This is a genomic window from Shewanella profunda (assembly GCF_023283765.1).
Taxonomy (GTDB): Bacteria; Pseudomonadota; Gammaproteobacteria; order Enterobacterales; family Shewanellaceae; genus Shewanella; species Shewanella profunda.
Genome location: NZ_JAKILG010000008.1, coordinates 55,126 through 81,528, shown reverse-complemented (window position 1 = coordinate 81,528; position 26,403 = coordinate 55,126). Strand labels below are relative to the sequence as shown.

The window sequence follows — 26,403 nt, the reverse complement described above, 5'->3', positions numbered from 1 at the left end:
GTATTTTATCTTGATGTCTAGGGCAAAGATCCACAACTCCATAGCTCAACAGCCGCTTGTTCCTTAGTCGGTGCGCCAATCCAGTGGCTCATGGCTTGGCATTGGCTCTCTTTTGTTTTTCCTGCTAAACAAATGTCGTAGTCGCCTGCTTCGGGGGTTCTCCCTAATCTTAATGTCGGCAAAATGGGTAATGTTGGATGATAATGCCAACTGCCATCCACAAGATAAGCATCATCGGGAATTTCCATCCCTGCACCTGTACCTTTTACTCTGGCTTCTACTAAGACTAATCCCTTAGGGGTGACGCGATAATCTTCCTCCCAACGGATTTTTTCTATGCTGTGGTTCCATGCCAAGGTGAAATGGTCTGTGGGCACTTGTGCCCACAGTGTGCCTGCTAGGCCCAAGCATAGGCCTAGCATCTATTTCTCCTCTTAGTATCCTTAGTTTTTGGTGATCCCACGGGCTTATCCTTGCTCCGCAAGCCGTTTCAGTTTTCGAGCGCGCCAGCTGTGTTGTAGGATAAACAACAGTGCGAGGCCAAAGCCAATTTCATCACTCAATGGGGTGGCAAGAATTAAGCTTGCACCAGCAAGGAAGCCGATAACACGTTCCCACCAATAGAGTTTTTGCAATAGGAAGCCTGTAAATATGACGCCCCAAATTCCAATCGCCACCGTTGCTTTAAGCACCACAAATCCTGTGGCTAACCAGCTATCGCTTTGTAACATTAAGGCGGGATCGTATACCGCCATAAAAGGGATCACAAAGCCTGCAATCGCGATACGAATTGCCCATAGGCTGATCTTAAGTCCTGATTCCTTGGCAATTGGTGCAGCGGCAAAGCAAGCTAAAGCTACCGGTGGCGTTAGATCTGCCATAATGCCGAAATAGAACACAAACATATGGGACACTACCAGCGGCACGCCTAAATCGAGTAACGCAGGCGCGGCAATTGAACTGGTAATAATGTAGTTGGGGATTGTGGGGATCCCCATGCCAAGTATTAGGCAGGTGAGCATAGTTAACACTAGCGATAGGAAGAGATTGTCTTGTCCCACCGCCAAGATATAGCTCGCAAAAGTGGAAGCTATCCCAGTGAGTGACACTATACCGATAATCACGCCCACTAGGGCACAGGCTATACCTACAGGCACCGCATGACGCGCACCCTCAACCAATGCATGCAGGCAGATAATGAGCGTATCTTTACCGCCTTTAATAAACCAACATACAACAACTAATAGGGCGATAACCGCAAATACAACGGCAATACCGAGTTGGAAGAAACCTGCGCAGAGCACTCCTAAGGCTATCCAAAATGCAAAACGCATTGGCGTTGAGGGCAACCTTAAAACGATTGCAGAGCCTAAAATCACTATCGAGGTGAGCGCTAAACCGACCATGCCGGAAAATAGAGGCGTTCTGCCTGAAAATAGCAAGTAAATCAAAATAAACAATGGGATAAGTAGATACCAACGTGCTTTTATTGCCGCCCAAGGATCGGGGCACTGATCTTTAGGTAGGCCCGAAAGATTGGTGCGTTTGGCTTCTAAGTGCACCATCCAGAATACGGAGCAGAAATACAGTAATGCAGGAACCAGTGCCGCTTTAGCAATTTCAATAAAGGGGACGTTAATTGTTTCGGCCATAATAAAGGCCACCGCGCCCATAATTGGTGGCATAATTTGACTACCCATACTCGAGGTCGCTTCAACCCCCCCTGCAAATGCGGGACGATAACCGAAGCGTTTCATCAGGGGAATGGTAAATTGTCCTGTAGTCACCACGTTAGCAACGCCTGAGCCAGTAATGGTGCCCATCATGGCTGATGACACCACCGCTACTTTTGCCGGGCCACCCAGTTTGTGGCCGAATAATCCCATGGCAAAATCGGTAAATAGCCGGATCATCCCCGCCTGCTCTAAGAAGGCACCAAACAGAATAAATAGAAAAATATAGGTCGCTGACACGTAGGTTGGCGTGCCATATAATCCTTCAGTTCCAAAGGATAACTGATTGATTATCTGGTCAACCCCATAGCCTCGGTGCATTAATTCACCCGGAAGATATTGACCAAATAAACCGTAGGCCAAAAAGAGGCAACAAATAATAGGGAGTGCCCAGCCCATTACCCGTCTAGCGGCTTCAAATACTAATACAATCAGAATAATCCCTATCACCATATCCGCATCAGTCAATTCGCCAGAGCGTTGGATCAAATCTGCTTCAAAAAACCATTGATAGGCGGCGGTTGCCATTCCTGCTATGCCGAGTAACCAAGCTAAGGGTTGCCATGGACGGGATTGACCAACGGCGGGATAACTTAAAAAAACCACCAGCAACAAAAAGCCCACATGGGTTGCGCGCAGCACTTGCGTCGATACAGGGTGGAATGCGGCGGTAATAATCTGAAAAATGGAGAAAATGAGGGCTGTATAAAACAGTGCCTTGGGCCAGTCGCCAGTGTTGGCGCCCAGACCTTGTTGTGGATCGCTCATATTATGCCTCACAGCATTAGACTACAGAGGGTAGTACACCACTTGAGATATTGATTTAGTTAATATCTCAAGTGTGTATTTTTAAATAGGTCGCACAATTCAAGATAAAAAGCTTAAAGTGCGCCCACTTCTTTGTAATAACGTTCAGCACCAGGATGTAGCGGAATAGGTAGGTTTTTCGTCGCGTTTTCTAGGCTGATAGTTTTGGCTGCTGAGTGTGCTATGCCGAGGCGCTCAAGATTAGTAAACATGATTTTGGTCATTTGATAGGCTAAATCATCCGACACACCATTATGAGTCACCAGTAAATTCTCGATAGCGACGGTAGAAACATCCGTAGTTTGACCTTCATAGGTTGAGGCTGGAATGACACCATGTTGATAGGCGGGATTATTAATTTTGAGTACCACATCCTCAGGAATTTCGACAAAGTTGATGGGCATAGTGGCAGCAAGATCGCGGATTGCCGCCATACCTAACCCGGAGGATTGTAGCGTCGCATCTAATTGACGGTTTTTGATCAGTTCAACGGATTCTGCATAGGGTAAAAACTCGACTTTACCCATATCTTTGTAACTTAACCCCGCCGCCTTAAAAATGGATCTGGCATTGAGTTCTGTGCCTGATTTAGGAGCTCCAACGGAGATACGTTTACCCTTTAAATCGGCTAAGGTTTTAATACCCGATTCTTTATTGGCAACGATCTGGATGTAATTAGGGTAAGCGGCAGCAATCACTCTAATTTTATCTAACGGCTTGTTAAAGCCCGCATCAACATCACCTTGGTAGGCCGCTGATACCGAGTCACCTAGTGCGAATGCTAATTCACCGCGACCCGCTTGCAGTAGATTAAGGTTCTCTACCGAGGCTTTAGTTGCTTGAACCGAGGTTTTAGACCCATCGATTCCGGCGCCGTAAAGTTGTGATAAAGCGACACCAATCGGATAGTAAACACCACTGGTTCCACCCGTGAGTATGTTGATAAATGCAGGGGCTGCGGCCATAGTGACAGCGCTGAGAGAGAGTGTGAGTGCCGCACCGACGGCGATAAAACGTTTGTTGATTTTCATGTGGAAATATCCTTATTTTTTATTGTGTTATCTAGATTTATCAAAATCGACGTTATGGTTATTTATTTTAGTACTATTACTTATATACCCAAATCTGCTCAAAATACAGGCGTTTTAAGCAGTTTATGCCTTGTAACCTTTTGCTTTTGTATACTTCTAACATTCTAATTCGGATAGCAAATTGTTGAAATTAAGTGGTTATGATTAATTGCGTTAAATTATGAATGATGAAATTAAATGAGTTCAATGCATACCCTGGCTAGGGTTGCTACGCCCATAGGAGGAACTGTGTTACACCTTAGCAAAGAGTCAAGGCAATGTAGATTTTGCTTTAGTCTAGGTGACTTTTACAAAAAAGAGTATTTTTTGGTGTTTATTTATTTAAAAACAAAGTGTTAATGTATTTTTGTTGCACTCAAAAAATGCGAAGAATAATACTAATAAAAAGGGCTAACCTAAGTTAACCCTTATGTAGATATTTAAGACACACCTTAAAAGGTGTAACACTATTTAGTGTTATCTAAGAAGCCTTTAGAAGCATTTTTAGCGTGTTTTGCTGCTCTTTTTTCTTTTGCAGACATTAACGGCTGCTTCTTGGACTCTTTGCGATTTTTTTGCTCTTTACTCATATCTAACTCCATGTACTTTTGTGGTTGTTCATCAGGCTAATCATGTAAGCCATACACATTGAACCTATTCCATGATGTCCTGATTAAAGCGAAACGTTAAATCTCGAATTACAACATTTTTAAATCACAATCATTTAAAATCATTGATAATTTAGTTGAATTTGTTTGCCTCTTTGAGCTGTACTCGCAAAATAATCTTATCACCGAAATCCACAGCTGGATCCACCCTATACTTAGAATAATTAGCGCTAATGGTAGTGTTAATTTGTCTATAAAATATGCGAACGGTGGCACTGTATTCTCATGGAACCAAATTAACGGTTGGATTTTCCTAATATCCCACCGAGTATTCCTCGCAAAATTTGTTTCCCCAATTGGTTGCCAACGGTACGCGCCGCCTGCTTAGAAAGGGTCTGTGCCAAACCTTGTCGGCGTTTATTGCCAAAAATAAGCTCGCTCAACCAACCTTGCTCGTCGGCCTGATGATTGGGTGTGGTTTCACTTGTCGACGCGGTATTGGAGGTTATGCTTGCTGTTCGTCTTTGGTGGAGCAATTCGTAGGCTGATTCACGGTTGATTAAGGTATCGTATTTACCGCCAATTGGACTCTGCGCGCGGATTTGTTTTAGTTCTTCAGTCGTTGCTGGCCCCATGCGACAACGGGGCGGTGCAATTAAGGCGCGCTCTACCATAGTGGGCACGCCCTTATCGGCCAGCATTGAAACTAAGGCTTCACCGACGGCGAGTTGGGATATGACCTCAGTGACGACGAGTTTAGGGTTAGGGACAAAAGTTTCAGCGGCGGTTTTGACTGCTTTTTGATCCCTTGGTGTATATGCCCGCAGCGCATGTTGAATACGGTTGCCTAATTGACCAAGGATTTCATTGGGAACATCATCAGGGAATTGTGAGCAGAAATAAACGCCTACTCCCTTTGAACGAATAAGGCGCATGATCTGCTCGATACGCTTTAATAGACTTGGAGGGCAGCCCTCGAAGAGCAAATGTGCTTCATCAATAAAAAATACCAGTTTAGGTTTATCGAGATCGCCAACTTCTGGTAGGTTTTCAAATAACTCCGAGAGTAGCCATAATAGAAAACTTGAATATAAACGGGGCGTTAAAATGAGTTTATTGGCAGCTAACAAATTGATGATGCCGCGGCCCTGTAAATTGGTACGCATGAGATCTTCGAGTTGCAGTGCGGGTTCGCCGAAAAAGTTTTTGCCGCCATCACGTTCCAACCCCAATACTGAACGTTGAATCGCCGCTAGGGATTGGGCACTGATCAGGCCATATTTAACCGAGATTTCTTTGCGCTCATCAGCAACCAGTGCCAGCATGGCACGCAGATCATCTAAATCGAGCAGCAGTAATCCTTGATCATCCGCCAGTTGGAAGACGATATCCAAAATGCCGCTTTGGGTGTCATTCAGTTCTAAAATCCGGCTGAGTAAGGTCGGTCCCATTTCGCTTACAGTGGTGCGTAGTGGATGCCCTTGTTCACCCGCTAAATCCCAAAATACGACGGGGTTGGCTTCAATTTGGTAATCCTCAATACCAATTTGAGCCGCCCTTTGTAACAATTTTTCGTTAGACGTTCCTGCTATGGCAAGGCCAGAAATATCACCTTTAACATCCGTGATAAATACTGGCACTCCTTGACGCGAAAAGCCTTCGGCGATGCTCATCAATGACACTGTCTTTCCCGTACCAGTGGCGCCAGCAATGAGCCCGTGACGATTAGCATACTTAAGATTTAAGTGAACCTGTTGTTCACCTTTACCAAGGAGTAGAGTATTCAAGGTCATTCCTTATCTTCGCTGAAATGGTGCCATTGGAGTGATGATGTAAAACTGATGTAACCCACTCTAGTATTGCCATTTATTGAGTATAAAAATCCACCGTTCAGTGTTGGCCCTAGCGCAATTTCTGTCAACACGTCCTAATACTGCATTTCTCATTGGTATTATGATGGTGTTTTTCGATGAAAAGAGTAAGTTGGGTTAGCTTTTAAGTCTTGGTTTGTGCGGCTTCTGATACTAAAGCCTTGCCACGACCACAATCGTTTTAGTTAGACCCATAAACAGTATGAGTGAAGGAATGCTATGCGTTGGCGTAATACCGAAAAAAGCTCCAATATCGAGGATCGACGCGGCCAGCAAATGGCATCTGCGAGTGTGCCGAGCGCTTTGCTGCTGCGATTATTGCCCTTTTTACTGAAAACCAAAATTGGTCGAGTAGTGTTACTCATCGGGGGGATTTATTTGGCCTTCCAGTATTTTAGTGGTGGGTTGTCATTTGACCCTAGTACTCAAGCTAACCTTAGCGAATCACAATTGGCGCTAACATCTGCAGCACAAGATGAGAATGCCCAGTTTGTGGCAGCCATTTTGGGAACGACTGAAACGGTTTGGAGTCAACAGCTTAAGGGGAAATATCAAGAACCAAAGCTAGTGCTTTATCGCAATATGACCTCCACTGGCTGCGGTATGGGGCAGGCTCAGTCTGGGCCTTTTTACTGTCCAGCCGATAGCAAAATCTATATCGATCTTAGTTTTCTAGATGAACTTAAAACCTTAGGCGCACCAGGTGACTTTGCTTTTGCCTATGTGATTGCCCATGAAGTCGGGCATCATGTGCAAAACCTACTGGGTACCAGTACTCAAGTGCGTCAAGCACAGCAGGCAAGCGGTAAGGTAGAGGCTAATCAATTGAGCGTTGCACTTGAGTTGCAGGCGGATTGCTATGCGGGTATTTGGGGCCATTACGTGAATGAACAACTGAATTTGCTCGAGGCGGGTGATTTAGAAGAAGGTATCGCCGCCGCGAGTGCTGTGGGTGACGATCGTCTACAAAAAATGGCGGGTCGCGCCGTGCAGCCAGATGCTTTTACCCACGGTAGTTCAGCGCAGCGGGTGAAATGGTTTAAGGCTGGATTTAACTCGGGCAATATTGCCCGCTGCAACACCTTTGCAGCTGACTGATATTAAAGGTAATGTGTAAAGTATAAGGATTTTTAGTGGCTTTTAACGATACCTTTAGGCTGAGTAGTCATGCTGTCATTACCAATGAGCAGGGGCAAGTGCTGTTGCTTAAGGCCAATTACGGTAACTTTGCTTGGGGTTTACCCGGCGGTGCGCTTGAGCCTAATGAAACGATACATGAGGCTTTAATTCGAGAGTGCCAAGAAGAGCTGGGTTTGCAGGTTGTCGTTAACTATTTGAGCGGCGTCTATTACCACGGCGCCTATCAATCCCAAGCTTTTATCTTTCGCTGTGAATTGCAACTGCCTAATATGATTGAGGCCGAGCCACTGCCGATCCAATTGAGTCACGAACACTCAGCGTTTGCCTTTCATGATATAGACACCCTCAGCGCAGTTCAGCAGCAAAGAATTAAAGATTGCCTCAATTTCAACGGAGTTGTCATGAGTGCAAAGTTTTAATGCTTTGCCAGTAAACCGCAGGCCGCTAATCGGCTTAGGTTTGCGCCAGTAAGGTTTCTAAGCAATGTTCCTTGATGCCGTAATAGGCTTTAATGTCAGCAATTTGCGCAAGGATTGCGGCGCTGTCTTTCTGATTATGTTGTGGCTTTTTAACGGCCAAAATCATCTTATTTTTATTGGTATGTTCTAGGCTGATAAATTCAAACACCTTAGTCGCATAACCGTTGGCTTCCAAAAATAGCGCACGTAATGAATCCGTCACCATTTCAGCCTGTTGGCCCATGTGCACCCCATATTGCAGCATAGGTTTAAACAATTCGGGGCTGTGCATCTGCGGGCGAATTTGTTTATGGCAGCAGGGCGAACACATGATGATGTCGGCATTGGCGCGAATACCATAATGAATCGCATAGTCAGTAGCGATATCGCAGGCGTGCAGGGCGATCATCACATCGGTTTGCTTAGGCGCATGGGTTCTCACATCGCCGCAGACAAACGACAAGCCTTGATGATCGAGCGTTGCCGCCGTTTCATTACATAAATCGGCCAAGGCTTGGCGTAATTCCACCCCAGTCACCTGCGCATCATTGTGAAGGCTATGGCGAAGGTAATCATGGATTGCAAAGGTGAGATAGCCTTTACCTGAACCAAAATCGACCACATTGATCGGTTGGTCATTCTTGTGGGGTGAGGCTTCGAGCGCTTGGCTAAAAACCTCAATAAATTTATTGATTTGCTTCCATTTACGCGACATCGCAGGGATAAGATTATGCTGGCTGTCAGTCACACCTAGCTTGGTAAGAAAGGGGCGTTCGATATCCACAAAACGCTTTTTCTCACGGTCATGTTCTAACGGCGCCGCGACGGTTTGTTTAACATTATGTGTACTGATTTGGACTTTGCCTTTTTTGCTGATCTCAAGCTGGACTTCTGCCTGCGCCGTGGCTAAGTGGGCACTCTTAAACTCGCTACCGAGTAACAGTTTTATGCTGGCTAAGCCTTCGTCATAACTCAGGTTTTTAGTGATGTGATTCGTCTGATGCTGATACACAAACGACAGCACAGGTTCATTTTGCAAACTGATCGGCCGAATCGTGATGCGCTGCAGGCTTTTATCTGCCCCTCGGTACTTACTCAATAATAGTTTGATCAGACTATTCTTCGCCAAGCTGTCAGCCAAAAGCTGGTAAAAATCATCAAAAGAATTAAGCGCTGAATGGGACATTATTGTTTCCGAAAAAGTAACCAAGAAAAACAGGGTGAGTATTCTAACCGCGATCAGGCGCTACCTAAAGTTATTCTCATCAAGAAGGGGATTTGGGGCAGAGCTCCGCTGCTGATCTATCTGTTGAAGGTCGCTGTGATTAAGCACTGCTACTCCTGTTACAGGCTCAATTCATTGTATGGCTTGATAGTTGATGATCGGCTCCACCTAGATTGATCCACAAGTTGAAATTCGTAATCTCGTGCAGGTTTGTGGCAAGCGGAATTTAGTCCCAACTCTTGTTTGAATTATTTAATCAAAGTCAACGTCGTGGGGCTTCACCCCCTGATGTTTTAATCAAAAGTCGACCAAGGAGGACTGTTCGTCCTATCCTCCTTCCTATTTATAAACAATCAGCCAAGACGCCCCTAACGGAGTTGAAAGCCCCTTGGGCAATTAGCGCACTTATGCTATCGCGTCAGACGCTCGTCCCTGATTCGACTGACGCTATCTCGGCATCTGATAGGCAGGATGCCTGAATGTCGTGAAGTGCATGGATGCACGAGAACGACCATGCCTCGATCACGCAAAGAACGCAAATGCCCTGCGGCAACTCCGAGGGGATAGCGTATTCCTTTGATTGTTGAGTTGTCTGTTGGTCAGTTAAAGCATTAAAGAGTTGTGGATGTCCTGTTTCACCATGTTGTGTGTTTTAGATCTATAGATTATGTTTTCTGAAAATGATTTGTTGTTTAGATTGTGGAATTACGAAGTTTACTCCTTGGGAGCGAATATTGTTATAGTTTGAGACTATTCTAGAAAATGATTCATGATATATGCTTGGGATTTCTGAATTTTATATAACCAGCCATTTATATATCTGCTCATAAAGCCAGCTATAAGATCAGCGATTTGTATGCCCACATGCGACTTGGAATCTAAAAAGTCTAAATTTGCCTTTTTTGTTAAATCATAATCAGAGTTAAATACTGGAGGGCCATTGTAAGGTGTTGTTTTTTGTTCAATGATATTTTTAGAGTATAAAATTATGCTTTCGAATTCATTTTGTAAATCATGATGGAGATTTACTTCGTTCATATTCTTGTTGTGAAGTTGATTTAGTCTAGCTAGAATATTAAAAACTGAATGTACATGGGGTAATATATTAATTTTCTGACCAGTTTTTGTTTTCTCGGGTATAGGTGAAAACTTCTCTATAGCAACGGTCTCGCCATATTCTTCTTTGGCTTCAAAATAGTCAGCAATAGTTAAATTTATCGATTTTACCGTTAATGCTGCAAAATCTAATTCAGGTACTTTTTGAGAAAAAAAGTCTCGTGTTATCTCCAAGGCAGCTATGATGCTAGTCTCGGATGGCTGGTTGCAAGCTGAAAAAAAAGCCAAGAAACACTCATCGGGTAAGTGATGTGTTATGTAGTCAGCGATACCATTTCTTATCAATTGTGCCATCCCATTCGATTCATCAGCCATGAGAGGGATGATGTAGTAATTAACAATATGTGCTGCAAGGCAATATTTTTTATCAACAAGCTCAACTAGTATTGGATACTGTTTGTCATTTAAGTAAGCAAAGATGTCAGAGAATAGTTCTGGGCACTGAAAATATAGTGTTGATGACTTTAATTCGACATCGGAAATAGAATGTTTAATTCTTATATCATTAATGTCACTTTTTGTTTTTTCTACATCAAGTAGGCCGACACAAGCTAAAGTGAAAATTGGCTGATTACCAAAATTGAGATCTAATTTTTTATTAATGAGATCACCAGAGTTTCCACTTTCATCAAGATAATAATGATAATTCATACCTATCCTTACACATAACGTCTTAGTATTTATGTGCTGCGCTGTTTGCAGGGCATAAATCGCTTGTTGGACTTGGTGCTGCCACATCCATGTCAATTGGTATAAATGATGCTATAGGAATCTGCTATTTTGCGGTAGCGGTTTTTTATACAGTTTGATGGGTAATCACTTGATATCGTTTTAGCTTTATCATCCTTTGCTGGCTGGCAGAGATACGCAAAGGTTAATAGGATTAAGCACTGTCATGGAAGTGACCGTTGACGGCATGGATGCCGTCGTCGAGCCCTCAGGGATGAGTTAATGGCGTGTCACTGTAATGACAGTGCTTAATCGTTGAAACAGAATGATGAACACCCTCTCTATGAGTAATTAATACAGCCTTGCATAGCTGTTACCTAAAAGCTGGATTCCCGCCCACAAGCATTGCGGGAATGACGGTTAAACCATTCATTTATAACAGACTCGATTCGACATTGCGGCAATCTTGCTGTGAAAGCGCAAAGTAAGATGCGGCATCATGTCATTCTTCTTGTGACTCTCGTCTAGTGGCTCTTGTCTTATGGATCAAGCGTGCAGGCGGGTTTTCTTCTGTTATAATGCCCCCTCGATTTTTTGGAGGCGAGAATGGACGTATCTTCTTTACTAGACGGCCTGAATGATAAGCAGCGCGAGGCTGTCGCGGCACCGCAATCTAGCATGTTAGTGTTGGCGGGCGCGGGCAGTGGTAAAACGCGGGTGTTGACCCACCGCATTGCGTGGTTATTGCAGGTTGAACAGCAGAGTCCTTACTCGATTCTTGCGGTGACTTTTACCAATAAAGCTGCGGCTGAGATGCGCGAGCGAGTTGAAAAAGTCGCTGGCACCAATATGGGCCGCATGTGGATTGGCACGTTCCACGGCTTGGCGCATCGCTTGTTACGCACTCACTTCCAAGATGCGGGTTTACCGCAAAGCTTCCAAATTCTCGATTCTGACGATCAAGTGCGCTTGATTAAACGTATTCTTAAAAGTCTGAATTTGGATGAAAAACAATATCCTCCACGCCAAGCTCAGGGTTATATCAATGGTAAAAAAGACCAAGGATTACGCCCTAAACATATTGATGCCAGCGGTTTTCCCATTGAGCAAAATCTATTAAAAATTTATCAGGTTTATCAAGAGTCCTGCGACCGCGCAGGTTTAGTCGATTTTGCCGAAATCCTATTACGCGCCCATGAGTTATGGCTTAATAAGCCGCACTTGTTGGCGCATTATCAAGAACGCTTTAAGCATATTTTGGTGGACGAGTTCCAAGATACCAACGCCATCCAATATGCGTGGATCCGTGTGCTTGCCGGTCAAACCGCCAATGTGATGATAGTCGGTGATGACGACCAATCGATTTACGGCTGGCGCGGCGCTCAGGTTGAAAACCTGCATCGCTTCCTTCAGGATTTTCCTACCGCGACCACCATTCGCCTCGAGCAAAACTATCGCTCTAAGGGGAATATTCTTAAAGCGTCCAACGCGCTAATCGCCAATAACCCCGAGCGTATGGGCAAAGAGTTATGGACGGATGAAGCCGATGGTGAGCCTATTTCGCTCTATTGCGCCTTTAACGAAATGGATGAGGCGCGTTTTATTGTCGGCCGGATCAATGATTGGCATGAAAAGGGCGGTAATCTCAGTGATTGCGCGATTTTATACCGTTCTAATGCCCAGTCGCGGGTGCTCGAAGAAGCTTTATTACATAAGAGTTTGGCCTACCGTATTTATGGCGGTTTACGCTTCTTTGAACGCCAAGAAATTAAAGATGCTATGGGCTATATGCGTTTGATCAGTAACAAGAATGACGACGCAGCATTTGAGCGTGTCGTTAACACGCCGCCCCGTGGTATAGGCGATCGAACCTTAGATATTTTACGCACTACGGCGCGCCAACAAGCATTAACCCTGTGGCAGGCAAGTTTGCGTTTGCTGGATGAAAAAGTACTCGCCGGCCGTGCGGCAAGTGCGGTACGTGGCTTTATGGATTTAATCGTCACCCTGCAGGAAGATACACAGGATATGGCGCTGTACCGTATGGCCGATACTGTGATCCAAGCCTCCGGCCTTAAAGCCATGTATGAGGCTGAAAAGGGCGAAAAGGCCCATGCTCGTATCGAAAACTTAGAAGAATTAGTGACTGCGGCGCGCACCTTTGAGTTACCAGAGGAGCTTGAGGATATGGGCGAGCTTAACGCCTTCCTATCCCACGCAGCGCTTGAAGCGGGTGAAGGTCAGGCCGATGCCTTTACCGATGCGGTGCAGTTGATGACACTGCATTCTGCCAAAGGGCTCGAGTTCACTATGGTGTTTATGGCGGGGGTAGAAGAAGGTATTTTCCCGAGTAAAATGGCACTGGAAGAGGGCGATAGGCTCGATGAAGAGCGTCGTCTTTGCTATGTTGGCATGACCCGCGCCATGGAAAAACTCTACATAACCTATGCGGAATCTCGGCGGATTTATGGCCGTGAAGATTATGCGCGGCCATCGCGTTTTATCAAAGAGATCCCGCCTGAATTCGTGGATGAAATCCGTCTTAAGGCACAGGTTTCTACTCCCATGGCAAATAATCGTTTTAACACCCAAAAGTCGGCAGCGGCGAACGATACTGGCTTTAATGTTGGCCAAAGGGTGAATCATCCTAAGTTTGGTGAGGGTAAAGTGACTAACTTTGAAGGCAGCGGTGCACAGGCAAGGGTTCAGGTCAGTTTTAATGACTTTGGTAGCAAATGGTTGGTGGTGGCCTATGCTCGCCTAGAAGCGCTTTGAGCTTGGCTGTGTCGGTGAGTGTCATTCTTTTGTGACAATGTTTTTCGGTGTGAATTCGCGTTTAGGGTTAGCTTAGGTATATGATGCTAACCCTAAGGATGAAGGCGGAAATGGTGGATTATTAGGCGTGGGAGTACCTAGTTAATGAATTTTAAGCAGAAGTGGGACGTGTATTCCCGTCTTACTCGACTCGATCGTCCTATCGGTACTTTATTACTGATGTGGCCATGTTTGATGGCACTGATGTTGGCTGCAGGTGGTATGCCCGATCTTAAGGTATTGATCATCTTTGTTGTTGGTGTGGTGATTATGCGTGCCTGTGGCTGCATTATTAACGATTATGCCGACCGCGATCTTGACTCCCATGTTGAACGCACTAAATCTCGTCCATTGGCAAGTGGCGAGATCAGCACTAAAGAAGCCCTGTTATTATTTGTTGTTTTGGGTTTAACTGCATTTGGTTTAGTCTTATTACTCAATGGATTAGTCGTTAAACTATCCGTTGTCGGTATTATCCTCACCATTATTTATCCCTTCACAAAACGTGTCACCAATATGCCACAGATGTTTTTAGGTGTGGTGTGGAGTTGGTCTATCCCTATGGCTTACGCCGCGCAGACGGGTGAAGTGCCGATGGAGGCTTGGTGGTTATTTGCAGCCAATTGGTTTTGGACTGTCGCCTACGACACTATGTACGCCATGGTTGATAGGGATGATGATTTAAAGGTGGGGATAAAATCCACTGCAATCTTGTTTGGAAAATATGACCGCCAAATCATCGGCTTATTTCAGCTTGCCGCGCTGGCCTGTTTTATCGCCGCCGGTTGGAGCGCTGATCGTGGCTTAATCTATGGCTTAGGTTTACTGACCTTTATCGGCTTTAGTACTTACCAACAAATGCTGATCTTCGATCGCGAACGAGCACCTTGTTTTAAAGCATTTCTTAATAATAACTGGGCGGGGCTGGCATTATTTGTTGGGCTGGGCGCCGATTATTTAATTTAAAGTCTCGGTACTTCGCTATTTAATTTGTTTATCCATATTAAAGCAAAAGGTGTTTAATCGTCATTTCAACGACGTTTTAGATTATGGTTAGGAAACAAGGTTAAATAGTTGGGTCTTATCAGGAGTGCTATCAAAGGAGGTGATTATGCCGTGCCAGTTAACCCGATTGTTTGGAATCGAATTCCCCATTATTCAAGCGCCTATGGCGGGTGTTCAAGGTAGTGCCTTAACGATTGCTGTGTCGCAAGCGGGCGCGTTGGGGTCTTTGCCCTGCGCCATGTTATCCCTTGAAACATTGGATGCAGAACTTAGCCAGATCCGTAGCCACACAACTAACCCCATCAATGTAAACTTCTTTTGTCATCACGAACCAGAACCGCAAGCAGCGAAACAAGCCGCGTGGCTCAAACAGCTCACGCCCTATTTTACTGAGTTAGGTATCAATCCCGCTACCCAAACTGCGGGTGCACAGCGTACCCCCTATGGCCGTGCTCAGGCAGAAGTATTAGCAAAATTTAAACCTGAGGTGGTGAGTTTTCACTTTGGTTTACCGGATGAAGACTTGTTGCTGGAGATAAAATCCTGGGGATCAAAAGTGATATCCACTGCGACAACAGTGGAAGAGGCACTTTGGTTAGAGATGCATGGGGTTGATGCTGTTATTGCCCAAGGATTAGAAGCGGGTGGTCACAGGGGGCACTTTTTATCGGATGATTTAACCAAGCAGCTCGGCACTTTTAGCCTATTGCCACAGGTTATTGCCGCTGTCGATGTCCCCGTTATTGCAGCGGGTGGCATAGTCGATGCCAAAACGGTGCGAGCGGCTATGGCAATGGGAGCATCTGCGGTACAAGTCGGGACGGCATATTTACTCTGTCCTGAGTGTTCCACTAGTACAATTCATCGCGCCGCACTGCAAAGTGATATCGCGCAATATACGGCGCTGACAAACTTATTTTCCGGCCGACCCGCCCGCGGAATTGTCAACCGTCTTATGGCTGAACTTGGCCCTATCAATAATGCCGTACCCGATTTTCCGCTTGCCTCAAGTGCCGTCGCGGGACTGCGAAGTGCAGCCGAGCAACATGGACTTGGTGATTTTAGCCCACTTTGGTGCGGCCAAAATGCGACAGGATGTCAGGCGATTCCCGCCGCGGAACTCACAAAACAATTGGCGTTGGGGCTTTGGTTGGGTGCAGAAGTGTCATAAAGTCTGCTTTCTAGAAATATAGTATTGAACAACCTATGATTTAATGCTTTGAAGCCAAGGAGCCAGTTTACTTATGACACCCATTTTCAGTAATGCCGCTATTGGTCGTACCCTGTTGATTTTGCTCTTGTGTGCCGGTGTATTCTTTTTTATCGACTTTTTAGTGCCTGCCTTAGCTGCGTTGATTGTGTGTTTTTCAAGTTGGCCCCTATATCAAAAATTATTAGCAAAATGCCGTGGTCGTTCGGCGTTGGCGGCGACAATTGCTTTGGTGCTCATTGTATTAGGGTTGGTTATCCCGCTTGCGTTCGTTTTTTCCTATGCTTTACATGAAATTAGGGGTTGGGTTGAGTGGCTAGTTAACACTAACCAACATGGTGCTGCTGTGCCTATTTGGATCAAAGATTTACCTGTGATGGGGCCGTGGCTGACCTTACAGTGGCAGCAATTTATCGGTGAGCCACATGAGTTGGGCAAGATAGTCAGTGCCATCAGTGGTCAAAATTTAAGTGGTATTTCCCGTTGGGTACTGCAATTGGGCTGGAACACCTTAGGGCTGTTACTGACCTTGCTCTTTATGCTGATCACTTTGTTTTTCCTGTATAAAGATGGTGAACATGTTGCTAAACAGCTCGATATTGTCGGTGAGCGAGTATTGCCTGCCCGTTGGCACAGTTTTTCACGGGTTGTACCTGCAACGGTAAGTTCTACTGTGATTGGTATGACGCTTATTGCCATTGGTGAGGGCATAGTGCTTGGCATTGCTTACTGGATTGCAGGAGTGCCTTCGGCCGTGGCTTTTGGGGTATTAACGGCATTTATGGCACTTATCCCCGGCGGGGCGCCCACTATGTTTACGCTAATCTCCCTCTATCTTGTCGGTACTGGCGATATGACCGCTGGAGTCGGTTTATTCCTTTGGGGCAGCATAGAGCTATTTATCGTCGATAAAACCCTAAGGCCTAACTTAGTCGGTGGACCGATTAAATTGCCTTTTTTACCCACTTTTTTTGGCCTGATTGGCGGGGTTAAAACCATGGGGTTTGTCGGCTTATTTGTTGGTCCAGTGCTGATGGCATTACTGGTAGCGATTTGGCGTGAGTGGTTAAGGGAAGAGCCTGAAACGATACCAATGGACAAACAGCCAGAAAACTAAGGCTCAATTTGCTGCTAAGGTATTTTTCCGCTCATCGGTGTAATTCCACCAAGGCTGAGGATTATCACCCGCCATAAACCGGGTAATGGAAATAAACACATCAAGCATACAGGGATCATGTGTTTTCCCCGTCAAACGATTGAGCATTTGATACATTTCGTAGGGATTTCTACCTAAGAGTTGCTCAGGCTTATCTATGCCAAGCAAGCGTAAATCCGCTGCGCAGGCTTTGCCGATATTCGGTAAATCAGTTAATTGCTTAACCTCGGCACGCACTACTTTCGCTGGATTCATACGGATTTCCTTGTTAAAAATACACGTTGAAAAGTCAGTGACGTTTATATAAAAAATAGAGCCTGTGAATAACAGGCTAATAAATAAAGTAATAAAATCTAGGTTTTAATTAACTTAGTTAAATCCGCTGGGCGATAGTAAACCGATTTTAACACTTTGCCTTGGCGAACCACTTTACCTGCCATTTCCACATCTTTAGCGCATTTTGCGATAATGAAATCGCCCTTCTGACTACCCACAATTTCTACACTTTGCTTGGCGTAAAAAGCGATAGTTTCGGCCAATTCCTGTTCGTTGCGACATACTTTACTCATATTGCTTGAATGGACTTCATCCCAACAGGCAATAAAGTCGATTTCACGGTTTTTGGCTACACAGAGTAGTAGGTCGATAAGATAGCTGATCTCTAATCTGTCGATTACATTCTCTGCGCCTAAATGCACTAAACGCCCCATTAACACGTATACAGAATCGACGATGGCATCGGCCTGTTCGATACGGCTATCGGCTTCGGCAAGCTCGGTTAACTCTTCAATAATCAGTGAAGTATGTAGGGTGTCGGCCTTGTCATCTAAGGAGTCAACATCATTAACGGGCAGGTCAAAGGTGCTGCGAAACTCACTGATATCACGGTATAAGTGGTTATAAAGAGGTTGGGTTAAGTGGGTGAGTTTCATCTAATTTGCCTTGAAATAAAGAGTTTGGCGGCAATTTTAAAGAAATGCATCGCAGAATACAAAGCTGGGGGTAAATATAAAAATACCCGCTGCCAAGTTGGTAGCTGCGGGTTTTGGCAAATTCTGGCGGATGACCTAATGGAGAAATATATTATGAGCCTGTGTTACTTGGTGATTATTGGCCGTATTTTGCAATCAGTTGATCAAGATAAGGGCCAACGTCTTTATCAGCCCAATCGAGATATCCCCGCACAAAACCCACAAGATTACCTTTAGCATCAAAAATATAACTGGCGGGTACTACATTGGCGGGAATGATTTGCTCTATGTTTTGCTCGGGGTCAAGCCAAGTGGCATAGCCGCTAAAGCCATGTTGGTTAAGAAAAGGGCGCACATCTTTAGGTTCTTCATCGATAGAGATAGGAATGATGGCGATATCCTTCCCTTGATATTGCTGCTTAAGCTTTTGGAGTTCTGGAATTTCCCGTAAACAGGGTGCACACCAAGTTGCCCAAAGATTGACTAAAACAAGTTTACCTTGGTGTTGTTTTAGGGTTTGGGTTTGTCCTGATTCATCAAGAAAGGGGACTTCTGGTACACCTCGCGCGTGCTGCATTTCTATAAAGCCCGTCATCACTAGGGGCTTAGGGAGGGGCTCTCCGGTGCTGTAGAGTTTATTGTCTAGTGAGTGGGCTTGGCTGCTATTAGAAAACAGGCCAAAACACGCCAGTAGAACAAAGGGGAAATAGTGTAATTTCATCTGGTTATCCTTTACTTTCAAATAGTCGTTTGTGTTTTTCTACGGGTTATCAATACGAGACACAGCCCAACACCAAGCACTAATAACAGCAGTGGCCCAAGCCAAAGTGCGAAGGTGGATGCCTTAAATTCAGGTTGATAACGGATTTTTTCGCCATAGCGTTGCACCATAAAATCGATAATCTCATCTTGGCTTTGCCCCTGTTCTAGCATTGAGAATATTTGTGCTTTGAGCTCGTGGGCGATAGGCGCCTGTGATTCAAATAGGCTTTGATTGGTCGCCATAGGGCAACGCAGCACTTTACTGATATCCATTGCCTGTTGCTGGTGGGAAAGGCTCGATATGGGCTGAGCTTGCGCTACGGATAAGCATGGGATTCCTATCCCACATAAGGTGATAGGGAGCAGTAAGACTAAAAAGCGCAATATTGGATTCATTAGGCAAGCGTCTCCTGTGGTTTGTGATGGGATAGGGTAACTAAGGTTGTTAAATCAGCTTGGTAGCTAAAGCGGCGAGTAGGCCAAGCGGCAATCGCCCCGCCCAGCATCATAAATAGCGCACCAAGCCAGATCCAACTCGCAAGGGGTTTATAGCTGATACGGATAAGGTATTCGCTATCACTTAATTGCAGCCCCATAGACACATAAATATCTCGCCATAAACCATGGTCGATACCCGCGTGGGACATTTCCATCCCATTGCTTTTAAAGGTTTGCCGTTGTGGTGTGATATAGCCTAAAACCCGTTCATCATTCGCTGCATCGCGGATACTGATATTGGCCTGAATGGCGGTAAAGCTGTTGGTTTCAACATTCTCTGTGCTTTCATAAACTAAGACATAACCCGCTAAAGGCTTACCTTGACCTGGACCCATTCGCAGCAGGGCTTCCTGCTCAAAAAAGGAGACGGATGTTGCTCCAATAATAGTGATAACCACCCCAAAGTGGCCTAATAGCATGGCTATAAACCCTTGTTTTGATGACTTAACGGGAGGATTTAAGCCGTGCTCACTGCGGGTTTGGCTTAATTGACGGGCATATACTCGTCTACCCAATCCCGAGGCTGCCAATATCGTGAGCAATAAACACACCAGCAACCAAAGTGCCGCGGCAGTGCCAAGGAGTAAAAATAAGCTACTGCCAGAGGCGGCCTGTAAGCTTACCCAGCCTGCGACGGCTAATATCACTAGGCTAGGAATGATCAGGGAAGCAACACGAGCCTTTGAGGCATTTTGCCATTGCACTATTTGCCATTGCACTAAGGGCGCAATGCCCATTAACAGGACAAGCAAGAAAGTGAGGGGGACAAATATGGCATTGAAATAAGGGGCACCCACTGAAAGTGTACCTAAATCAAGTAGCTCATAGATCAAAGGGTAAAATGTGCCGAGTAATACGGAAAACGCTGCTACGACTAAGATAACGATCCCGAGCAGTAACAGTGTTTCCTTGCTGAAAAGTGCGAAAGTCACATCCTGTTTTAAATGATGGGCTTTGAGTGCAAAAATGAGTAACGCCGCCCCAACAAAAATCACTAATAAGCAGAGTATTGACATGCCACGGGTAGGATCGGCGGCAAAGGCATGTACCGATTGCACTATGCCGGAACGCACCAAAAAGCTGCCGAGTAAACTGAGTGAAAATGCCAATAAGCACAGCAGCAAAGTCGTCAGTTTAAAGCCATGAGTGCGTTGAGTGAGAATGAGGGAATGCACTAATGCTGTTGCCACAAGCCAAGGAATAAAGGAGGCATTTTCTACCGGATCCCAAAACCACCAGCCACCCCAACCCAGTTCGTTATAGGCCCACCAAGATCCAAAGGCATTGCCGCCCGTTAGAAACATCCAGGCTAATAATACCCAAGGTCGTAAATAGTTAATTTGACGAGTATTAAAACCACCACCGAGCAGTGATGCTAACGCTGCGGCAAAGCAAACAGTGAGGCCAACATAACCAAGAAAGAGCATGGGCGGATGCAGTATGAGTCCTATGTCTTGCAAAATGGGGTTAAGATCTCGCCCTTCAATCGGAATGTTAGGTAATAAACGGGCAAAGGGATTAGAGGTAAAGAGTAAAAATAGGTTAAAACCCAGGATCACTAACGCCAAAATGGCCAACAGCCTCGCAAAATACAGGGCGTCTTGGTATTTATCGCTGGCCTTATCCTGAGTGCAATCCGCCATCTTTATGCGATAACTGATGATCGCGCCCCAAAGGGCAATCGCAAATATCCAAAACAGCATTGACCCTTCGTGGCTGCCCCAAACGGCGGCCACTTTATAACCCAATGCTAATTGGCTATTCGAGTGGTTTGCGACATAAGCAACAGAAAAATCATCAGTGACAAAGCCATAAATTAAGCAAAGAAGTGAAACAAATACCGAGGTAAATATGGCTCTAAAGAGTATCGGGCTTAATCCTACCAGATAGGCATTATTCTGCTTAATACCGATTAAAGGCAGTGCTGCAGAAAATAATGCCAATACGCTACTGATGATCAGTAATATATGTCCAATTTCTGGAAGCATAGTTGTCATTTATTATTCCTTAGAATAATGTGATTGCGGTAAAAGTGATACTGATAATTAGCTGTTTTACATATGTACTATTTACAGCTTAATGTTATTTTTATTGAGTTAGCTTTTTAATTTTAATAGGCTCTACATGATTGTTTAAAAATCTATGTTAAAACGTATGTAACAAATCAGTTTAATTACTCGGTTTGATCACTGTTGAGTTTGAGGTTAGTCGAGTCCGGTATTTGATAATGTGATCTTATTCGTTATTAAATCATTCCATTTTTTCCTTGATAACTTTTGAAAGATAAAACTTATTTTTTAGGTTTTTTCATAACTAAAAAGAGCATTTTTAGTTATAAAAAACAAACATGGAAACCTGGTTAAGTTTTTGTATTTTATTGTTTTTTTATTGGTTTTATTCATCTTGATTTATCAGTGGGCATTTAATGTGCTCTAGCTCTGATTTTTCATGGTTTTTTGTCTCCATCATGCTGTAACTGGTCAATTGTTTATGTCGTTCAGTGAGCAGTTAGGTTCAGTGGAAAATATAAAACTAATGATAATTAGGAGTTAATGATGAAACGATGGAAATCCAAAATAGCATTAAGTGTGCTGTTTTGTTTAGGCACTATCGTCAGTGTGGCTGGAATAGCATCCGATGCTAAACCGGGGGAAGTTAAACCTGGCTATGGTAATAAACAACAGAGTGCTGAAGCTCAGGGGATTATGGCTAATCCAGATCTGACCTTCGAATCACGCGGTGTGCGAACTCTACAGGATTATATTGTTCAGGAAAAAGAGTTGTTTGATTTTCTTTTTGAAAATCATCCTGTATTCAAATATGCCGAGCAAGGTCGTTTAAAAGGAACCTATAAGGTTAGTGACCGTGGTGAAGAATATTTACACGGCGGTGATAGCCAAAAATACAGCAAACATCAAGAGGGCAATCGCCCTATGGCATTGCAGTATCGCCTAGGGGCTAAGTCGATTTTGGATTTCCCAAATAAGTTTGTTGGCCCTGAAAAATGTGGTGAATGCCATGGTCCACAATATGAAAAGTGGAAACGTTCACGCCATGCAAAAACCTTACGTTTTCCAGGCAATCATCCAGAAGTCGATAACGATTTAAACAAGACCATGTATGGCACTAAGGATACATCTATCCTGCCTGACGGCATTACGCCGGATGCTATTTATGCCACTGTAGGTACGCCAAGAACAAAATATGGCTTTATCGACAGTTACTTAGTACGCGGTACTTTCCATGTGAAAGACGGTTTACTCAAAGATGGTACTGGTACTATGGTCGCCGGTGGTAACCAATTCTCCCGTGGTTGGGCTGAATGGTTAACGCCTGAAATGGCAAAGAAAATCCAGAAAGTTATTCCTGAGTTTCCAACTAAAATGGAGGATTTTGGTGCCAGTGGTTCACACCAATGGGGTATGAGCTCCTATGGTGCTAAATACGAGAAGGAATTCTTATTCCAACCTGCCAGTTCCTACTGCGAAATGTGCCACACCTTTAAGTTTGATTTTAAAACTAAAGATGAGTTTTTTGCAGCCTTAGGTAATCCTAAAGAGCTACAAAAACATACAGTGTCACTCGGCATTACCTGTGAAGAGTGCCATGGCGCAGGAGGTCACTTAGATGGCGGTATCGGTGGTGGTATGCCTTCTAACTGTGAGCGTTGTCACCAGCGTTTTAACTTCGTAGAAGAACTCGCGCAAACCCCACAGGGTAAAGAAAAACTGGAATATGCCTTTAACGTGAAGATGAAATCTTCGTGCCCATCTTGTGGTACAGAAGGTTCGCAAATGTTTGCCTCATCCCACTACGATAAGGGTATGCGTTGCTCTACCTGTCATGATCCACACGAAGTGACTGATGGTGATTGGAAGTCTGGTATTAGCAAACCAAAACTCATCAAAGAATGTACCGATTGCCATACAGCACAGGCTGAAATTGCGAGCAATACCAAGACCCACGGTAAACAAACTTGCCAAAGCTGTCATATGCCAAACATGGGTAGTTGTGAAAACTTCACCGCGATCCAGTTCCCCGATATGGCCGGTTTCGACAACGTTCGTAAGTCGCACATGTGGAAAATCGATGTCGATCCATTGCGTAAGACGCTTAACCCACCTGAAGGTAAGTCTCGCGACTCATCCACTAAGGGCTGGACTGTGGCGAAGGACGAAAATGGCCATAACTACCTCGATCTAATGTGGACCTGTGCTCGTACTTCCGCTTCTGATCACGATGTAGTGGATAACAAAGGTTGTCATAGCCAATTCCAATCTAAGTTGGGTGAAGGTCTGCACTTTAAAGATCAACAGCAAATCTACGGCAAAGTTCAGAAGTGGCAAAAACCAGTGAAAGAAACCTATGCCAAAGTAGAAAAAGCCCTTATTAGCATCGATAAGTCGCCCAATATGGCGAAGTTATCGGTAGAAGATAAGACGCAAGTGCTGTTGTTGACCGATAAAGCTCAAGATGTCCTCAAGCTGATTAAAGCCGATGGTTCATGGGGTGTTCATGGTGCGCGTTACTCACAAAAACGCTTAGATGCCGCCTTGACCTATGTGACCCAAGCCCAAGCCATTATTGATGGTAATGCGCTGAGTGCGAAGAAAATATAGTTTAACTTGAGTCCTAGTTATCCCCGACACCTTAGGGTGTCGGGGAATATGAGAGCCTAATTATGCATAACATGCTTCGTCAAAGTGTAAGCCGAACATTGATGGTGTTGGCCTTAGGCGTGACTGCGATGCCAGTCATAGCCGGTGGTGGCTCAGAAATGTCTGAAGTGCCCTATAACGAAATCCAATTAAATCCCATTTCGATGATGGAAGCGGAAACCTTAGTCGGCAAGCAAGGCGTTTATTTTTTTGACGTAAATACACTGGAGATATGGGCAGAAGGTTTTATCCCCGGAGCGGTTTTTTTCAATGTTCAGAATTGGAGAGAGTTACTTCCAAAGAATAAAGATGCAGTCATGGTGTTTTACTGCGCTAACCGCCTTTGCACCAGCAGCAATATGGCGGCGAGAGAAACCATGAAGCTAGGTTACACCGGTGTGCGCCATATGGCCGATGGTATTTATGGCTGGCGTATGTCAGGGCGAGTAACAGAAAAACCTTAGTAACACACAGGACCGATGTTTTATCGGTTTGGTTTGCAGGGCCAAAAGGCGAAACCCACAGGGTTAACATTGTAGAGAACATAAAATGAAAACACGTATGCCAACTTCTTTTATCCCCAAAAGCATCACAGTGGCGACCTGCGCCGCATTATTTGTTTCGGTCGCCAGTTTTGCCGGCACAAGTCTGAAAACCGATGCAGATAAAACCTCCTACAGCATTGGCGCTTCTATTGGTAATTACATTTCTGGTCAGGTCTACAACCAAGTTGAATTGGGCTCAGAGGTGAATGTCGACTTAGTCGTGCAAGGTTTTGTGGATGCGCTTAAAGATAAACAGCAGCTAACCGACGAAGAAGTGCTGACTTACCTGAACCAAAGAGCAGAACAACTCAATGCCGCAAGAGCTGTCGTTGCTGAAAAACAAATGGCAGAAACTAAAAAGGCAAGTGCAGCATATCTTGCTGAAAATCAAAAAAAGTCTGGCGTTAAAGTTACTGCTTCTGGTCTTCAATACGAAGTCTTAACCCAAGGTAAAGGTAATAAACCCAATCCAGAAGATGTGGTCACAGTGGAATATGTCGGCACTCTTATCGATGGGACTGAGTTTGAAAATACGGTTGGACGTAAAGAGCCCACCCGCTTTGCATTAATGTCGGTGATCCCCGGTTGGGAAGAGGGATTAAAGTTGATGCCTCTGGGGTCTAAATACCGTTTTGTGGTACCAGCAAGCCTTGCCTATGGCACTGAAGCCGTAGGTATTATCCCACCTGAGTCAGCACTTATCTTTGAAATTGAACTGAAAAATATTGAGAAACCCAGCGAAATGAAAGAGATGAAAAATAAAAATATGATGCCTGCACACGGTTAATCTGGCTCCTAAAACGAGTTGTTTGGAGAGTGAAATGGAGACTGGAATGGTGAGCTTAGGATTAGGCATTGGCATCAGTTTGCTACTGTTTGTTGCTTATATTTACTGGCAGCACATGCGTCTAAACCTTGTAATGGGGATAGCGCAGTTGCCAAACATGTCGAGCAAAGTGCCCTTTGCGATGGGAATCGTCCTAGTGCTGCTTACCCTTACTATCTACAGTCAAACAGGCCGTTTTAGGGATTGGGATCAAGGTCGGCTTGATGAAAATATTGACTATTTAGTGGCGGCCGAGATCACCAAAGCCAGTCGTTGGGCTCAGAGTGATCCACAAAACACCTTGGCACTTATGTCATTAGCTCAGGCTTACACTGCGGGAGGTTTGTACTCAGATGCGGTGCTGACCTTGGATAAATTACTCGAGCTCGGCGGGAATGATGCCGAAGTGTTAGGGGCTAAAGCTAACGCGCTTTATTACCGCGAGCTTCGGCAAATGACACCTGAAACCCAAGAGGTGATTGCCAAAGTATTAGCACTCTCTCCCTTTGAGCCTCAAACCCATATGTTACTCGCGGCAGATGCATACTTGCACGCTCGCAATCAAGAGGCCATTGACCATTGGCAGCTTTTGCTTAAACACAATGGGGACAGTATTAACCGTGAAGCAATCAATAATGCGATTGCAAAAGCACAAAGCAAAATGAATGAAAGATGAAACCCATTTCTATCAACCCTCGCCGTAAAGATCTGTCCCTGCAAGGAATCTGGCGAGGCGTTGATATTTTTATAAAAGGATAAATAGGATGAAGAAATACTACGCATTGCTGCTGTTAGTGCCCTTGCTATTTGGCTGTAATAAAAGCGAGGCCACTGACCATGCTCATAAGGCCGAGATGATCCACGAGCATGACCGTTGCCATCTCTGCGGCATGGTGATCACTAAATATCCCGGACCTAAAGGGCAAGTGCACTTAAAGGCTGAAGAAACAGTACCTAAGTTTTGTTCCACACGCGATATGTTCAACTTTGCATTGCAGAGCGAGAACAAACGTCAAATTGACTACATGATGGTGCATGATGCGGCAACCACCGATTGGGAGCATCCAGACGATGGGGCATTTATCGAGGCATCAAGCGCTTTTTATGTGTATGGCACGAGTAAAAAAGCCGTAATGGGACCTGCCGTTGCGCCTTTTAGCACTCGGGCTGCCGCCGAAGCCTTTGCCAAGGAATACGGTGGTCGAGTGCTGAGTTTTGATGACATCACCCTAGAGCTGCTCGCGGGTGATAAATAAGGTTG

General features: G+C 44.8%; 23 protein-coding genes. 11 read left to right on the top strand and 12 right to left on the bottom strand.

What is annotated here, in order from left to right; genetic code table 11:
- Positions 1–17 precede the first annotated feature (17 nt).
- The 5 genes from L2744_RS06400 to L2744_RS06385 form a co-directional block, all read right to left on the bottom strand.
- Positions 18–422 (bottom strand): DUF1850 domain-containing protein, encoded by a 405-nt coding sequence (locus L2744_RS06400; protein WP_248991130.1) that lies wholly within the window; start codon positions 420–422, stop codon positions 18–20.
- 45 nt (positions 423–467) lie between these two features.
- Positions 468–2,501, bottom strand: coding sequence for a TRAP transporter permease (locus L2744_RS06395; protein WP_248991129.1), 2,034 nt, complete (start codon positions 2,499–2,501; stop codon positions 468–470).
- A gap of 113 nt (positions 2,502–2,614) precedes the next feature.
- Positions 2,615–3,571 (bottom strand): TAXI family TRAP transporter solute-binding subunit, encoded by a 957-nt coding sequence (locus L2744_RS06390; RefSeq protein WP_248991128.1) that lies wholly within the window; start codon positions 3,569–3,571, stop codon positions 2,615–2,617.
- Positions 3,572–4,077: 506 nt separating this feature from the next.
- Positions 4,078–4,200, bottom strand: coding sequence for a hypothetical protein (locus L2744_RS21545; protein WP_011787946.1), 123 nt, complete (start codon positions 4,198–4,200; stop codon positions 4,078–4,080).
- Between the two features lie 314 nt (positions 4,201–4,514).
- On the bottom strand, positions 4,515–6,005 hold the full coding sequence (locus tag L2744_RS06385; protein ID WP_248991127.1) for a helicase HerA-like domain-containing protein: 1,491 nt from the start codon (positions 6,003–6,005) through the stop codon (positions 4,515–4,517).
- Between the two features lie 303 nt (positions 6,006–6,308).
- On the opposite strand from L2744_RS06385, the gene ypfJ reads away from it, so the two are divergent.
- A complete protein-coding gene (ypfJ, locus tag L2744_RS06380) occupies positions 6,309–7,187 on the top strand; it encodes a KPN_02809 family neutral zinc metallopeptidase (RefSeq protein WP_248991126.1) in 879 nt (292 codons plus the stop codon).
- A 35-nt stretch (positions 7,188–7,222) separates the two neighbouring features.
- Entirely contained in the window at positions 7,223–7,648 is a 426-nt protein-coding gene (locus tag L2744_RS06375) for an NUDIX hydrolase (RefSeq protein ID WP_248991125.1), read from the top strand.
- Positions 7,649–7,682: 34 nt separating this feature from the next.
- Here the strand turns inward: L2744_RS06375 and L2744_RS06370 are convergent, their stop codons facing one another.
- Positions 7,683–8,873: a class I SAM-dependent methyltransferase gene (locus tag L2744_RS06370; RefSeq protein ID WP_248991124.1), complete on the bottom strand. Its 1,191-nt coding sequence runs from the start codon at positions 8,871–8,873 to the stop codon at positions 7,683–7,685.
- A 789-nt stretch (positions 8,874–9,662) separates the two neighbouring features.
- Positions 9,663–10,679: a DUF3800 domain-containing protein gene (locus tag L2744_RS06365; RefSeq protein WP_248991123.1), complete on the bottom strand. Its 1,017-nt coding sequence runs from the start codon at positions 10,677–10,679 to the stop codon at positions 9,663–9,665.
- 624 nt (positions 10,680–11,303) lie between these two features.
- Here L2744_RS06365 and uvrD point away from each other — a divergent pair.
- From uvrD to L2744_RS06345, 4 genes are all read left to right on the top strand, one after another.
- The gene (gene uvrD / locus L2744_RS06360) at positions 11,304–13,472 is read left to right on the top strand and encodes a DNA helicase II (protein ID WP_248991122.1); all 2,169 of its coding nucleotides are present in this window, start codon (positions 11,304–11,306) and stop codon (positions 13,470–13,472) included.
- 144 nt (positions 13,473–13,616) lie between these two features.
- Positions 13,617–14,477 carry a 4-hydroxybenzoate octaprenyltransferase gene (gene ubiA / locus L2744_RS06355; RefSeq protein ID WP_248991121.1) on the top strand — a complete coding sequence of 287 codons (861 nt, stop codon included), beginning with the start codon at positions 13,617–13,619 and terminating at the stop codon, positions 14,475–14,477.
- Positions 14,478–14,622: 145 nt separating this feature from the next.
- The gene (locus L2744_RS06350; protein WP_248991120.1) at positions 14,623–15,687 is read left to right on the top strand and encodes an NAD(P)H-dependent flavin oxidoreductase; all 1,065 of its coding nucleotides are present in this window, start codon (positions 14,623–14,625) and stop codon (positions 15,685–15,687) included.
- Positions 15,688–15,760: 73 nt separating this feature from the next.
- The gene (locus tag L2744_RS06345) at positions 15,761–16,843 is read left to right on the top strand and encodes an AI-2E family transporter (RefSeq protein WP_248991119.1); all 1,083 of its coding nucleotides are present in this window, start codon (positions 15,761–15,763) and stop codon (positions 16,841–16,843) included.
- A gap of 3 nt (positions 16,844–16,846) precedes the next feature.
- Here L2744_RS06345 and L2744_RS06340 read toward each other — a convergent pair whose 3' ends face one another.
- From L2744_RS06340 to L2744_RS06320, 5 genes are all read right to left on the bottom strand, one after another.
- The gene (locus L2744_RS06340; protein ID WP_248991118.1) at positions 16,847–17,137 is read right to left on the bottom strand and encodes a helix-hairpin-helix domain-containing protein; all 291 of its coding nucleotides are present in this window, start codon (positions 17,135–17,137) and stop codon (positions 16,847–16,849) included.
- 98 nt (positions 17,138–17,235) lie between these two features.
- Entirely contained in the window at positions 17,236–17,814 is a 579-nt protein-coding gene (locus tag L2744_RS06335; protein ID WP_248991117.1) for a nucleoside triphosphate pyrophosphohydrolase family protein, read from the bottom strand.
- Positions 17,815–17,989: 175 nt separating this feature from the next.
- Complete coding sequence (locus tag L2744_RS06330) at positions 17,990–18,574, bottom strand: TlpA family protein disulfide reductase (protein WP_248991116.1); 585 nt, start codon at positions 18,572–18,574, stop codon at positions 17,990–17,992.
- Between the two features lie 17 nt (positions 18,575–18,591).
- Positions 18,592–19,011 carry a cytochrome c-type biogenesis protein gene (locus L2744_RS06325; protein ID WP_248991115.1) on the bottom strand — a complete coding sequence of 140 codons (420 nt, stop codon included), beginning with the start codon at positions 19,009–19,011 and terminating at the stop codon, positions 18,592–18,594.
- Entirely contained in the window at positions 19,011–21,110 is a 2,100-nt protein-coding gene (locus tag L2744_RS06320; protein ID WP_248991114.1) for a heme lyase CcmF/NrfE family subunit, read from the bottom strand. The genes L2744_RS06325 and L2744_RS06320 overlap by 1 nt, the downstream gene beginning before the upstream one ends.
- A 558-nt stretch (positions 21,111–21,668) precedes the next feature.
- Between L2744_RS06320 and sirA the strand changes: the two genes are divergently transcribed.
- From sirA to L2744_RS06295, 5 genes are all read left to right on the top strand, one after another.
- Positions 21,669–23,732 carry a dissimilatory sulfite reductase SirA gene (sirA, locus tag L2744_RS06315; protein ID WP_248991113.1) on the top strand — a complete coding sequence of 688 codons (2,064 nt, stop codon included), beginning with the start codon at positions 21,669–21,671 and terminating at the stop codon, positions 23,730–23,732.
- 62 nt (positions 23,733–23,794) lie between these two features.
- Positions 23,795–24,235 (top strand): rhodanese-like domain-containing protein, encoded by a 441-nt coding sequence (locus L2744_RS06310; RefSeq protein ID WP_248991112.1) that lies wholly within the window; start codon positions 23,795–23,797, stop codon positions 24,233–24,235.
- Positions 24,236–24,320: 85 nt separating this feature from the next.
- Positions 24,321–25,103 (top strand): FKBP-type peptidyl-prolyl cis-trans isomerase, encoded by a 783-nt coding sequence (locus L2744_RS06305; RefSeq protein ID WP_248991111.1) that lies wholly within the window; start codon positions 24,321–24,323, stop codon positions 25,101–25,103.
- 34 nt (positions 25,104–25,137) lie between these two features.
- Positions 25,138–25,818 carry a tetratricopeptide repeat protein gene (locus tag L2744_RS06300; protein WP_248991110.1) on the top strand — a complete coding sequence of 227 codons (681 nt, stop codon included), beginning with the start codon at positions 25,138–25,140 and terminating at the stop codon, positions 25,816–25,818.
- 88 nt (positions 25,819–25,906) lie between these two features.
- The gene (locus L2744_RS06295) at positions 25,907–26,398 is read left to right on the top strand and encodes a nitrous oxide reductase accessory protein NosL (RefSeq protein WP_248991109.1); all 492 of its coding nucleotides are present in this window, start codon (positions 25,907–25,909) and stop codon (positions 26,396–26,398) included.
- Positions 26,399–26,403 lie beyond the last annotated feature (5 nt).